This is a genomic window from Campylobacter sp. RM10537, from assembly GCF_022369435.1.
Classification (GTDB): domain Bacteria; phylum Campylobacterota; class Campylobacteria; order Campylobacterales; family Campylobacteraceae; genus Campylobacter_D; species Campylobacter_D molothri.
This window is the reverse complement of sequence record NZ_CP059597.1, coordinates 49,247-61,588: the sequence shown is the minus strand read 5'-3', so window position 1 is coordinate 61,588 and position 12,342 is coordinate 49,247. Positions and strand designations below refer to the sequence as shown.

12 protein-coding genes and 1 pseudogene are annotated in these 12,342 nt (G+C 27.4%); 5 read left to right on the top strand and 8 right to left on the bottom strand.

Annotated elements, in window-relative coordinates; translation table 11 throughout:
* Nucleotide 1 precedes the first annotated feature (1 nt).
* From clpX to CMOL_RS00245, 6 genes are all read right to left on the bottom strand, one after another.
* Nucleotides 2–1,222, bottom strand: a complete 1,221-nt coding sequence (gene clpX, locus CMOL_RS00270; RefSeq protein WP_239820324.1) for an ATP-dependent Clp protease ATP-binding subunit ClpX — start codon at nucleotides 1,220–1,222, stop codon at nucleotides 2–4.
* The gene (gene lpxA / locus CMOL_RS00265) at nucleotides 1,215–2,006 is read right to left on the bottom strand and encodes an acyl-ACP--UDP-N-acetylglucosamine O-acyltransferase (RefSeq protein WP_200281294.1); all 792 of its coding nucleotides are present in this window, start codon (nucleotides 2,004–2,006) and stop codon (nucleotides 1,215–1,217) included. The genes clpX and lpxA overlap by 8 nt, the downstream gene beginning before the upstream one ends.
* A complete protein-coding gene (fabZ, locus tag CMOL_RS00260) occupies nucleotides 2,006–2,446 on the bottom strand; it encodes a 3-hydroxyacyl-ACP dehydratase FabZ (RefSeq protein ID WP_200281291.1) in 441 nt (146 codons plus the stop codon). Before fabZ ends, lpxA begins: the two co-directional genes overlap by 1 nt.
* 76 nt (nucleotides 2,447–2,522) lie before the next feature.
* Entirely contained in the window at nucleotides 2,523–3,596 is a 1,074-nt protein-coding gene (locus CMOL_RS00255) for an epoxyqueuosine reductase QueH (RefSeq protein WP_239820323.1), read from the bottom strand.
* Nucleotides 3,596–4,054, bottom strand: coding sequence for a thioredoxin-dependent thiol peroxidase (gene bcp, locus CMOL_RS00250; RefSeq protein WP_239820322.1), 459 nt, complete (start codon nucleotides 4,052–4,054; stop codon nucleotides 3,596–3,598). The genes CMOL_RS00255 and bcp overlap by 1 nt, the downstream gene beginning before the upstream one ends.
* Nucleotides 4,051–4,257, bottom strand: a complete 207-nt coding sequence (locus CMOL_RS00245; RefSeq protein ID WP_239820321.1) for a tautomerase family protein — start codon at nucleotides 4,255–4,257, stop codon at nucleotides 4,051–4,053. Before CMOL_RS00245 ends, bcp begins: the two co-directional genes overlap by 4 nt.
* A gap of 312 nt (nucleotides 4,258–4,569) precedes the next feature.
* On the opposite strand from CMOL_RS00245, the gene CMOL_RS00240 reads away from it, so the two are divergent.
* The 4 genes from CMOL_RS00240 to CMOL_RS00225 all read left to right on the top strand — a co-directional run bounded on the left by CMOL_RS00240 (nucleotide 4,570) and on the right by CMOL_RS00225 (nucleotide 8,905).
* Nucleotides 4,570–5,637: a prohibitin family protein gene (locus CMOL_RS00240; RefSeq protein WP_200281279.1), complete on the top strand. Its 1,068-nt coding sequence runs from the start codon at nucleotides 4,570–4,572 to the stop codon at nucleotides 5,635–5,637.
* 19 nt (nucleotides 5,638–5,656) lie between these two features.
* Nucleotides 5,657–6,187 (top strand): DUF2393 family protein, encoded by a 531-nt coding sequence (locus tag CMOL_RS00235; RefSeq protein ID WP_239820771.1) that lies wholly within the window; start codon nucleotides 5,657–5,659, stop codon nucleotides 6,185–6,187.
* Nucleotides 6,187–6,696 (top strand): DUF2393 family protein, encoded by a 510-nt coding sequence (locus CMOL_RS00230; RefSeq protein WP_200281276.1) that lies wholly within the window; start codon nucleotides 6,187–6,189, stop codon nucleotides 6,694–6,696. The genes CMOL_RS00235 and CMOL_RS00230 overlap by 1 nt, the downstream gene beginning before the upstream one ends.
* Before the next feature lie 103 nt (nucleotides 6,697–6,799).
* Nucleotides 6,800–8,905 (top strand): methyl-accepting chemotaxis protein, encoded by a 2,106-nt coding sequence (locus CMOL_RS00225; RefSeq protein ID WP_239820320.1) that lies wholly within the window; start codon nucleotides 6,800–6,802, stop codon nucleotides 8,903–8,905.
* 167 nt (nucleotides 8,906–9,072) lie between these two features.
* Here CMOL_RS00225 and CMOL_RS07860 read toward each other — a convergent pair.
* Nucleotides 9,073–9,268 (bottom strand): annotated as a pseudogene (locus CMOL_RS07860) (class I SAM-dependent methyltransferase); the annotation flags it as partial.
* A 138-nt stretch (nucleotides 9,269–9,406) separates the two neighbouring features.
* Here CMOL_RS07860 and CMOL_RS00220 point away from each other — a divergent pair.
* A complete protein-coding gene (locus tag CMOL_RS00220; protein ID WP_239820195.1) occupies nucleotides 9,407–10,114 on the top strand; it encodes a class I SAM-dependent methyltransferase in 708 nt (235 codons plus the stop codon).
* Nucleotides 10,115–10,281: 167 nt separating this feature from the next.
* Here the strand turns inward: CMOL_RS00220 and CMOL_RS00215 are convergent, their stop codons facing one another.
* Nucleotides 10,282–12,258 (bottom strand): methyl-accepting chemotaxis protein, encoded by a 1,977-nt coding sequence (locus CMOL_RS00215; protein ID WP_239820319.1) that lies wholly within the window; start codon nucleotides 12,256–12,258, stop codon nucleotides 10,282–10,284.
* Between the last annotated feature and the right edge of the window lie 84 nt (nucleotides 12,259–12,342).

Sequence of the window (12,342 nt, the reverse complement as noted above, 5' to 3'; positions counted from 1 at the left end):
TTTAACTTATTTTCTTTTTGATTAATAATGCTTTAGCATTATCTCTTACAACTTCTTTTGTAATAATAATATCATAATTTTTATATTCTGGTAATTCAAACATTAAATCTACCATCATTTCTTCTATAATGCTTCTAAGCCCCCTAGCTCCAGTTTTTCTTTCTAGAGCTAACTTGGCAATTTCCCTTAAGGCTTCATCTTCAAATTTCAAATTAACATTATCAATTGCAAAAAGCTTTTGATATTGTTTAACAATAGCATTTTTTGGCTCTGTTAAAATTCTCACCATATCATCTTCATCAAGTTCATTTAAAGATGCTATAACATGCAAACGTCCGATTAATTCAGGTATAAGACCAAAATGAACTAAATCATCTGGTTCAATTTTATCAAGCAAAGCTTTATTTTCTTGAATATTATCAAAAAAACCTACAACTTTATCGCCTAATTTGCGTTTTAATATAAGATCTAAGCCATCGAAAGCTCCTCCACACACAAATAAAATATTTGAAGTATCTATTTGAATAAAATCTTGATTTGGATGCTTTCTTCCACCTTTTGGTGGTATATTAACAAGACTACCTTCTATAATTTTAAGCAAAGCTTGTTGAACTCCCTCTCCACTTACATCTCTAGTAATAGATCGATTTTCGCTCATCCTTGCAATTTTATCAATTTCATCAATAAAAACAATACCTTTTTGAGCACGTTCAATATCCCCATCAGCAGCTTGCAAAAGACGCGTAAGTATATTTTCAACATCTTCTCCGACATAACCTGCTTCAGTTAAAGATGTTGCATCACAAATTGCTATAGGCACATCCAAAAATTTAGCTAAAGTTTGTGCAAGCAAAGTTTTTCCACTTCCAGTTGGGCCTACGAGTAAAATATTTGACTTAAAAAGTTCTGTGTCATCTCCATCAAGTTTTGATCTAAATAATCTTTTATAATGATTATAAACGCCTACACTAAAAACTTTTTTAGCTCTTTCTTGTCCAATAACATAACGATCAAGATGCTCTTTTAAAATTTTTGGTGTCATATCATTAAAATTGATATTATACCCTTCTTTAACCTCTTTGGATTCTTTCTCTTCTCCAAAAATAATATTATAAGCTGCCTCAACACAACACTCACAGATAAAAGAATTATGATCACCATTTTCTAAAATTCTTCTTTGAGAATTTTCAAATTCATTACAAAAACTACATTTTCTAGGCATTACTCTTACCTCTATATACTGGAATTCCGCGCTTTGTTGTTAGAATAAAATCACACATTTTTTTAACATTTTCGCTTTGGGTAATTTTAAAAAGCTCTTGGGCATTATCTTTTAAATTCCCTTTTCTAAATAAAAATTTAAAAGCCTTATTTAAAATATCTACTTCATCTTTATTAAAACGTCGGCGTATACCTACTAAATTTAAACTCTTAATACTAGCACGATTTCCTTCTGCTAAGCAAAATGGAACAATATCTTGAGATAAGGCACTTGCGCCCGCAATCATACAGCTTTCCCCTACTTTTACAAATTGATGAATTGGTGTTAAGCCTCCAACCACACAAAAGTCTCCAAGTTCAACATGACCCGCTAAGGTTGCATTATTAGCCAAAATTATATTATGACCCAAAATACAATCATGAGCAATATGACAATAAGCCATAATAAAAGCATTATCTCCTATACGAGTAAAGCCATCTCCTTTTATCGTGCCTGAATTAATAGTTACAAATTCTCTTATAGTTGCATTTTTACCTATAATAACACCGCTCTTTTGCTCATCTTTATAAGAAATATCTTGTGGAATATCTCCCACAATAGCATAAGAAAAAATTCTAGAATCATCCCCTATTGTCGTATCTGAAAGAATTCTAGCCCCCTGCTTTATGGTAACATTATTCCCTATTTTTGCTTCTTTGCTCACATATGCATAGGCTTCAATTGTAACATCTTCACCAAGAATTGCACCTTCTTCTACCACTGCACTAGGATGAATTTTTGTCATTACTTATCCACAATCATAGCTTTAAGTTCAGCTTCTGCAACTAAATTTTCATCCACAAAAGCTTGACCTTTAAAAACCCACATATTTCCACGATTTTTCACTACTTTCATTTCATAATCAAGTCTATCTCCTGGACGTACTGGATTTCTAAATTTTGCCCCATCAATGCCGGTAAAATATACAACTTTACTTTTAGGATCTACTTTATCATCCATACTTTCAAAGGCCAAGACTCCACCAGTTTGTGCCATTCCTTCTAGAATTAAAACACCTGGGTAAATAGGATGATCTGGAAAATGACCTAAAAAAATAGGATCGCTAATGCTAATATTTTTATATCCTTTAACTATTTCATTCTTCTTCAAATCAACAATCCTATCGACCAATAAAAAAGGATAACGATGCGGTAAAATTTCTTGAATTTGCGATACATTTATCATTTTAAGCCTCATGTGTGTTTTTATAGAAAATCGAAATTTTACAAAAAAAATACTAACAAAAGCATAAAAATTATTTTTAAATTAAAAGAATTTTTTCCTCTGTATCAAAATAAATCTCACTTTTAGCATAAATCTCATAACGCCCTTGACAGATTTGATCCAAGATAATCACAGGAGAAAGATTATAAGAATTAAACAACCTATGTCTCAAATTGATTTCTTGATTAATTTTTAAAGGTTTATTTAAAAACTCTTCAAAAGTCTTAAATTTATTTTTTAACAAAGAATTAAAATATTTAAAACTCCAAAAATTGATTTCATCTTTAAAACTAACATAAAAATCTGCTTTATCTTCTTCTATACTCAATTTTGTGTAAGAATTTTTAAAATGAGAATAAAATAAAATATAGGACTTAATCGGTTTTTTATCAAATTTTATTAAAGCATTTAAAAGCCGATAATTTAAAAATTTATCCCTTTTAATTTCAAATTTTTTTCCTTTTTTTTCAAGAGTGTTAATTTTTTTATAAAAAGCTATTCTAGCCTCTATACTTGCTGGCAAAATTTGTCTATTGATTGGGGACATTAATTCATCAATAAAATTTTTATCTTGTTTTTGCTTTTTTAGTCCATAAATACATCCACAATAATTTTGATGATAAAGTTTTTGTTCTTTAGCTAAGGCAAACTGTCTTTGAGTGCCTCCATTTTTACGAAAGTCTGGAGCTAAAAATTCTATACCATAAGGTTCGCATTCTTTTTGTAAAGCATTTTTTAATTGTTCTAAATCTTTTTTTGGACTTGTTAAAAGCGTAGTTGTAAGTTTTTTTTGACCCAATTTAGCAGCAAATTCTACACTAGATCCCATTCTTAAATCAAAACAAATCTTACATCTTGCTCCCTTTTCAGGCTCATCTTCAAATCCACGCACAGCATCAAGCCATTTTTCATACTCATATTTACCTTTATAAAGTTTAATTTTAAGCTTTTTGCAACTTCTTTTAACGTCTAAAAATCGCAACTCATATTCGCTTAAAGGATGAATATTAGGATCATAAAAATAACCTATAATTTCTTCCTTAGGATAAGCCTTTCTTAATTCCTCTATAAAATAATGACTATCCACGCTACAACAAATATGTACAAGCATTAAAGACTTTCAAGCACTTTTAAAACATGGTCTTTTACACGAACATTGCTATAAATTTGTGCAATTTTTCCATTTTCATCAATTACAAAAGTGGAACGAATAATGCCCTCATATTCTTTTCCGTAATTTTTCTTAAGCCCCCAGACACCATAAAGCTTTGCCACCTCTTTTTCACTATCACTCAATAGAATATGTTTTAAATCAAATTTAAAGATAAATTTTTCATGACTAGAAATACTATCTGGACTTACACCTAATATCACAGCATTTTTATCACCAAAACGATCATAATTTTGACTAAAATCACAAGCTTCTGTTGTACAACCTGGTGTGTTGTCTTTAGGATAAAAATATAAAATTACTTTTTTTCCGATAAAATCTTTAAGCGCTATTTTAATTCCATCTTGATTTAAAAGCTCAAATTCTGGAGCCTTATCTCCTACTTTTAAATTATTCATTTTGCAGCCTTCATTTTAATTTGCTCTACACTTTCTCCACCAAAACCTATATCGTAACTTTCTATATCTTCTATCATTACAACTACTCTTTCTTTATTTTTATTATATTTTGTGCTCAAAAGATGAGTAATATCTGCTATAAGCTCAGCTTTTTGCTCTTTGGTTAATGCGGGTTTAGCTAGTTTTATATTAACAATTGGCATTTTTTCTCCTTTATTATTGATTTTCGTAATTATTTCAAATTTAATAAAACAAAACAATATAAATAATCTAAAAATTTCATAACTATTTTATAAACCGTTAAACATCACAATTTTTGATTTTTAAAAATATTAAATCTTAGAAATAAAAATACAAAACTTTGTCTTAATTTCAAATAGAATCTATTTTTCATTCGGTAAATTTCAATGTAATCAATTTAAAATATTCTTAAAAGTTTATTGTTAGTTTATTTTTGATAAAATTCAGTCCTAAAAATTTTAAACAATGGAAATCAAATCAAAAAAAGGAATAAAATGCCAGCTGATTTAAATGATTATTTTAATAAAAAAAATAAAAATTCCAATGAAAATAATCAAAAAAATTTCAATTTCAAAATGTCTGATTTTAAATTTTTTGGAAAAATTTCACCTTTTGTCTATACTATAGCAATATTAATAATATTTGTTATATTAATCAAACCTTTTGTGATAATTAATTCTGGAGAAATGGGAATCAAATCAAATACCGGTAAATACGATCCTGAGCCTATCACGCCAGGACTTCATTTTTTCTTACCTTTTATTCAAAAAATTACTATTATTGATACAAGAATAAGACAAATCAATTACGCATCTTTTGAAGGTGCTAATGAAAATTTAAGTTTTGGATCAGGAGTTATCAATAAAAATAGCATCTCTGTTTTAGATTCAAGAGGGCTTCCAGTTTTTATAGATGTAACAGTTCAGTATCGCTTAAATCCTTCTCAAGTGCCACAAACCATTGCAACATGGGGATTAAATTGGGAAAATAAAATTATTGATCCCGTTGTGCGTGATGTAGTACGAAGTGTTGTAGGGAAATATACAGCTGAAGAATTACCTACTAACCGTAATACTATAGCAGCTCAAATTGAAGAAGGGATAGGAAAAACAATATCTACTCAACCAAATAAACCCGTTGAACTTCGTGCGGTTCAGTTAAGAGAAATTATTTTGCCTTCCAAGGTAAAAGAACAAATAGAACGGGTTCAAATTGCTAAGCAAGAAGCAGAGAGAGCAAAATATGAAGTTGAAAGAGCTAACCAAGAAGCCTTGAAAAAAGCAGCCTTAGCAGAAGGAGAAGCAAATGCAACTATCATCAGTGCTAAAGGTAAAGCTGCTGCTGTTAAAATTCAAGCAGATGCTCAAGCTTATTCTAATAAAGAAATCGCCAATAGTTTAAATAATTCTTTATTAACTTTAAAACAAATAGAAACACAAAAAGAATTTAACGAGGCTTTAAAAATCAATAAAGATGCTAAAATTTTCTTAACACCTGGAGGAGCTGTACCTAATATTTGGGTTGATACAAAAGATGCAAAAAAACAAAGCTCTCTTCAATAATTTTTAGGAAAAAACGGTGATAGAAAAAATAAGAGAAATTGTGCTTTTTTATACCACTCATTTATATCTAGTCGATTATATGCTCATTTTATTCATTTTTTTTCTTTTCACCGGAGTTTCACTTTTGAGTGTGTTTTTACGCCATAGACCAGTTATAGCACTTTTTATCATTGCTTTAAATTTGATTTTTTGTTTTATAATCTATATTTTTGGATTTAAAATAATTGATCACGAAGTAAGAAGTAGAACCCTCGAAATTATATCTCAAAAAATGTTGCATACCTCTGGAGATTTAATTGTTGATTTTAATATAAACAATACATCAAAGCATGATTTTAAGGAATGTAAAATTACAACAAAGATTTTTAAAAATGTCTCACCAAAAGATAATTTTATTGATCGATATAAAGATAAATTTATACCCTATAGACAAAAAAGCGCTGAAGTAAAAAATTTAAAGAAAAATACAACCCAATCTCAAAGGGTTGCCTTTGAAAATTTCCAATATGAAAACAATTTTACCATACATCTAGTTTCAGAGTGTTTTTAATGCAGCTTACAATCTATCATCTACTCGCTTTTATTATTATCATTATTTGTTTTATTTTAATTTGTATTTTAATTTTTTTAAAAATAAAACATAAAGAGATAGCTTTAATGGCTTATACTATCAACACTATCTTTTCTGCGCTACTAATTTACTCTATCTTTTTAACAATCAATCAATTTACCATTCAAGCTAAACTTGATAATTTATCCTATACTAGAGATTTAAGAAATGAAAGTGTTATTATCAATGGAAAAGTAGAAAATTTAACTCAATTTAATATTAAAAAATGTTATTTAATGCTTAATATATTCAATAAACAACATGTCAGTGGAGATATTTTTGACGACAAAAATATCCGAAATGCTAAAATGAAAAATACAAGTGTTTCTTATACTATAGAAATTATAAATAATCTTCCTGGAAATACTTATAAAAATTTTTCAGCTTCAGTGCCATTCCCACCAAGCTTTAGCGATGTAGAATTTTATCATACTTTTAAATGCTTTTAATATAAGTATTTATCATTACTTTTTAATTATTTGTTTTTAAAATAAATATAGATATTATATTCATTTGCAAAAATTTAAATTATTTTTACGAAAGGATTAAAAGATGTTTAAATCTTTAAGTATTGGCACGAAATTAGTTTTATGTACTGCTATAAGTATTATAATAGGTTTAGCGGTAATGATTTTTTTTATTTCTTTCCAAGTTATCTCAAATATGGAAAATCAAGCAGAAGAATCTCTAACAATAGCTTCAAAAAGATACGTCAACTATATGGAAGCTGCGCTTAATGAACCTTTAATGCTATCTAACACAACTGATTCAGCTATTCAAGATATCATAAAAGATGATGGACAAATTAATTCAAATATTATAGAAAATTTAATCAAAGATACTTTAGATGGAAGTATTCATACTACATATGCCTTTTTATATTTAAAAGATCCTTCAATAATAATTGGAAGTGATAAAGAAAAATTTATAAATGAAGATGGCTCTTTGTCTATGGTATTTCATGATACAACTCCAGGAATTTCTGGAGGGATAAAAATAACACATTTAAAAAACGCATTTGACCAAATTTCTCTCTTATCAAAAACAGAAAAACAAAATGATATAAACAATCCAAAAATTGAATTTGGAATACCAAAAAGATTAAATTATGGAAATGGCGAATTTATAGGTATTAATTTTGGAATGCCTTTATTTAATAAAAATGGAAAATATATAGGGGCTTTAGGTTTTACTTTAGAATTTTCAGAAATGTCTAAGACTTTATTAGATCCTTCTTTAAATTTTCATGACGGTGATCAAAGATTGCTTTTAACAGATAATGGAGAATTTGTGATACATGATCATCCTCAAGCCCTATTGCAAAAAATTAATGACTACAATCATTCTCCTTCAGTTAGACCTATTTTAGAAGCTATTAAAAATCATAAAGATTTGCTCATGGATGATTTTTTAACCTCTACTGGGTTTATGTCTTATGCTTCAGTAGTATCATTTAGTACTCTTAATAATTCAAGCCATTGGAGTATTTTAGTTACAACTCCTCGCTCATCTGTTTTAGCTCCTGTATATAAATTACAATTTTCAATCATTATTATTGCTATTATCTTTTTGGTAGTAGTTTTAGGCGTTATCTATATCTGCGTTAGAAAATTAGTAAGCAATAGGATTAGCTCTACCTTGCATTACTTGCAAAATTTCTTCCATTTCTTAAATCACGAAACTAAAGATATTGAAACTATAAAAATTGATAGTTATGATGAGTTTGGTCAAATCTCAAAAGCCATTAATGAAAACATCCTTATTACTAAACAAGGTTTAGAACAAGATAATCAAGCTGTAAAAGAATCAGTCTCTACAGTTCAAGTTGTAGAAAAAGGAGATTTAACAGCAAGAATTACTGCAAATCCAAGAAATCCTCAACTTGTAGAACTTAAAAATGTTTTAAATAAACTCTTAGATGTCTTACAAGAAAAAGTAGGTTCTGATATGAATGCTATTCATAAAATCTTTGAAGAATATAAGAGCTTAGATTTTAGAAATAAATTAGAAAATGCTAGAGGTAGTGTTGAAGTTACTACTAATGCTTTAGGTGAAGAAATCATTAAAATGTTAAAACAAAGTTCTGATTTTGCTAATCACTTAGCAAGTGAAAGTTCTAAATTACAAAATGCTGTTCAAAACCTAACTAGCTCTTCTAATTCTCAAGCAGCTTCTTTAGAAGAAACTGCTGCTGCTTTAGAAGAAATTACTTCTTCTATGCAAAATGTTTCTGTTAAAACCTCTGATGTAATCACTCAATCAGAAGAGATTAAAAATGTTACAAGTATTATTGGAGATATTGCAGATCAAATCAATCTTTTAGCATTAAATGCTGCTATAGAAGCAGCACGTGCAGGAGAACATGGACGAGGCTTTGCTGTTGTGGCTGATGAAGTTAGAAAACTAGCAGAAAGAACTCAAAAATCATTGAGTGAAATAGAAGCTAATACTAACTTACTTGTTCAATCTATTAATGATATGGCAGAATCTATTAAAGAACAAACTGCAGGTATTACTCAAATCAATGAAAGTGTAGCTGCTATTGATCAAACCACTAAAGATAATGTTGAAATTGCTAATGAGAGTGCAATCATTTCTAATACTGTTAGTGATATAGCTAATAATATATTAGAAGATGTTAAGAAGAAAAGATTTTAAGAATCTTTTCTTTAAATTATAATCAAATGATTATTCTTTAAATCATAATCTTTAAACTATTATCTTAAATCATTATTTTTAAATAGTTATTTTTAAATAACTATTTTTTATGATAATTGAAGATTCATTATTAAATTAAGCAATTTAATCTTTTAATGGATTTTTTATTAAAAGATTAAAAGCTTTATTTTTGATTTAATAATTTCTTTAATTTTATCTTTTGTAACTAAATTTTTAAGTTCATTACTTTCTGCTTTAATTCCATTCATATTTAAATGCCATAAAGCATTTTCTATAGCTTCATCTTTTTTTTCTTTCTACTATGCGTGTTTCATCAAAAATAAATTTATAAAAAGTTATATTTTTCTAAATATTAAAGATTTTTATTTATTTTATTAATGCTACTTTAAATTAAAGATTTATTGATATTAGTTTTATTTATTTGTATAGTTAAAAGAAACATTTTACAATTATATTTTAATTATTTTTTTGGGAATGAATATGAATTTGTGGGATAAAAAGGCTAAAAGCTATGCAAGATATGCAAAATTAAACGATATCCAAAAGCAAACTTTTAAGAAGTTAAATGAATTAAATATTGATTTTACAAATAAAAATATTGTAGATATAGGTTGTGGCACAGGTGTTTGGACTTTACATTTAGCGCAAAAAGCAAAAAGTGTTTTAGGTATAGATAATTCTAAAGCTATGCTTGAAATTTTAAAAGAAGATGCTATAAAAAATAATATTAATAATATTAAAATACTTCATTTAGATTTTGAAAATTTTTATAAAGAAAATCAAGAAAACTTTGATATAGCGTTTTTAAGTATGTCTTTAGCTTTGCAAAATGAAAATGATTTCAAAGCTTTTTTAAATTTAGCTTCTCAAAGAATATATCTTGGCTGGGCTGATTATAGAAAAAGTGATTTTTTAGACCCAATATTTAAACATTTTAATACTGAATTTAAAGGATTTAATAAACAAGATTTAGAAAGTTTTTTACTAGAAAAAAATATAACTTTTTATAAATTTATTTTTGATGAAACACGCATAGTAGAAAGAAAAAAAGATGAAGCTATAGAAAATGCTTTATGGCATTTAAATATGAATGGAATTAAAGCAGAAAGTAATGAACTTAAAAATTTAGTTACAAAAGATAAAATTAAAGAAATTATTAAATCAAAAATAAAGCTTTTAATCTTTTAATAAAAAATCCATTAAAAGATTAAATTGCTTAATTTAATAATGAATCTTCAATTATCATAAAAAATAGTTATTTAAAAATAACTATTTAAAAATAATGATTTAAGATAATAGTTTAAAGATTATGATTTAAAGAATAATCATTTGATTATAATTTAAAGAAAAGATTCTTAAAATCTTTTCTTCTTAACATCTTCTAATATATTATTAGCTATATCACTAACAGTATTAGAAATGATTGCACTCTCATTAGCAATTTCAACATTATCTTTAGTGGTTTGATCAATAGCAGCTACACTTTCATTGATTTGAGTAATACCTGCAGTTTGTTCTTTAATAGATTCTGCCATATCATTAATAGATTGAACAAGTAAGTTAGTATTAGCTTCTATTTCACTCAATGATTTTTGAGTTCTTTCTGCTAGTTTTCTAACTTCATCAGCCACAACAGCAAAGCCTCGTCCATGTTCTCCTGCACGTGCTGCTTCTATAGCAGCATTTAATGCTAAAAGATTGATTTGATCTGCAATATCTCCAATAATACTTGTAACATTTTTAATCTCTTCTGATTGAGTGATTACATCAGAGGTTTTAACAGAAACATTTTGCATAGAAGAAGTAATTTCTTCTAAAGCAGCAGCAGTTTCTTCTAAAGAAGCTGCTTGAGAATTAGAAGAGCTAGTTAGGTTTTGAACAGCATTTTGTAATTTAGAACTTTCACTTGCTAAGTGATTAGCAAAATCAGAACTTTGTTTTAACATTTTAATGATTTCTTCACCTAAAGCATTAGTAGTAACTTCAACACTACCTCTAGCATTTTCTAATTTATTTCTAAAATCTAAGCTCTTATATTCTTCAAAGATTTTATGAATAGCATTCATATCAGAACCTACTTTTTCTTGTAAGACATCTAAGAGTTTATTTAAAACATTTTTAAGTTCTACAAGTTGAGGATTTCTTGGATTTGCAGTAATTCTTGCTGTTAAATCTCCTTTTTCTACAACTTGAACTGTAGAGACTGATTCTTTTACAGCTTGATTATCTTGTTCTAAACCTTGTTTAGTAATAAGGATGTTTTCATTAATGGCTTTTGAGATTTGACCAAACTCATCATTAGTTTTTATATTAATAGTAGAAACATTCTTTGTTTTATGATTGATAAAATCAAAGAAAGCATTAAGACCGTTTTGGATGATGGTGAGTGGGGAGAGAAGTTTGGCAATAAAAATATACAATAAGAAAGAAATGATTACAACCATTATCACAGAAGAAACGATTTGTACATAAGTCATTTTAAGAATAGGTTCTCTTACAATATCAAGTGGTTCTCCTATGCAAATGGTCGAGTTTTCATATTTTGCACATATAGCAAATCTTTCACTATTATCTTTTTTTCTTATATATTCAAAAGGTTCAAAATCTGCTTTTGTTTTGGATAAGGCTGCAATTTGATCAATATTATAGCCTTCTTTAAGTTGCTCCTTATCTGTAGCTGCAAAAATTTTATTATTTTTATCAAATGCAAAAGTTCTTCCTGGATTTGCTTCATATTCTTTTTGTAAATCTTTTGTTAAGATATCAATTCCTAACACTCCTATAAATTTACCATCTTTGTAAAGAGCTTTAGCATAAGTAAAGCATGGAAGTTTTGAAGAAACATCGATATAAGATGAAGTTATATAAACACCATTTGTTTTTAAGGCTTCTTGATAATATTCTCTAGTTCTTGCATCATAATTATCTTTTTTGCCATAAGTTCCAAAATCAACTCCCTTAGCATCTGAATCTGTATCTGATACAACCAATTCTCCATTTGGCTGAGCAATATATGCTGCTAAGAAACCGCCAGTATCTCTTAAAATCTTAAGGTCTTCTCCTACATTTTCCATAAGAGCTTTTTCACTGTTTAACTCATCATAAGAAAAATTCAAAATTCTCTTGCTATAATTTTGAATAGCATCTAAATTCTTTTCTTGAAATGATATAAGAGAGTTTTTAGCAACTTTTATATAGCTAGTTTCAGTTTTAATAACTTGATTATAAATTAAATTTTTTAGAAAAAAATAAGTTACAACACCCAAAATACTTAAACAAATTACGGTAATTAAACCCGCGACAAAAGAAACCTTAAATTTCAAATTCCCCATAGATATTCCCTTTTTCAATTTTAAATAATTTTTACAAAAAAAATGATATTATAACGAAGCAAAAATTTATTTTATATTAAAAAA

Bases quoted from the DNA above. Each gene is read 5' to 3' on its own strand.
- clpX (WP_239820324.1), bottom strand. From the start codon at position 1,222: ATGCCTAGAAAATGTAGTTTTTGTAATGAATTTGAAAATTCTCAAAGA.
- lpxA (WP_200281294.1), bottom strand. From the start codon at position 2,006: ATGACAAAAATTCATCCTAGTGCAGTGGTAGAAGAAGGTGCAATTCTT.
- fabZ (WP_200281291.1), bottom strand. From the start codon at position 2,446: ATGATAAATGTATCGCAAATTCAAGAAATTTTACCGCATCGTTATCCT.
- CMOL_RS00255 (WP_239820323.1), bottom strand. From the start codon at position 3,596: ATGCTTGTACATATTTGTTGTAGCGTGGATAGTCATTATTTTATAGAG.
- bcp (WP_239820322.1), bottom strand. From the start codon at position 4,054: ATGAATAATTTAAAAGTAGGAGATAAGGCTCCAGAATTTGAGCTTTTA.
- CMOL_RS00245 (WP_239820321.1), bottom strand. From the start codon at position 4,257: ATGCCAATTGTTAATATAAAACTAGCTAAACCCGCATTAACCAAAGAG.
- CMOL_RS00240 (WP_200281279.1), top strand. From the start codon at position 4,570: ATGCCAGCTGATTTAAATGATTATTTTAATAAAAAAAATAAAAATTCC.
- CMOL_RS00230 (WP_200281276.1), top strand. From the start codon at position 6,187: ATGCAGCTTACAATCTATCATCTACTCGCTTTTATTATTATCATTATT.
- CMOL_RS00225 (WP_239820320.1), top strand. From the start codon at position 6,800: ATGTTTAAATCTTTAAGTATTGGCACGAAATTAGTTTTATGTACTGCT.
- CMOL_RS00220 (WP_239820195.1), top strand. From the start codon at position 9,407: ATGAATTTGTGGGATAAAAAGGCTAAAAGCTATGCAAGATATGCAAAA.
- CMOL_RS00215 (WP_239820319.1), bottom strand. From the start codon at position 12,258: ATGGGGAATTTGAAATTTAAGGTTTCTTTTGTCGCGGGTTTAATTACC.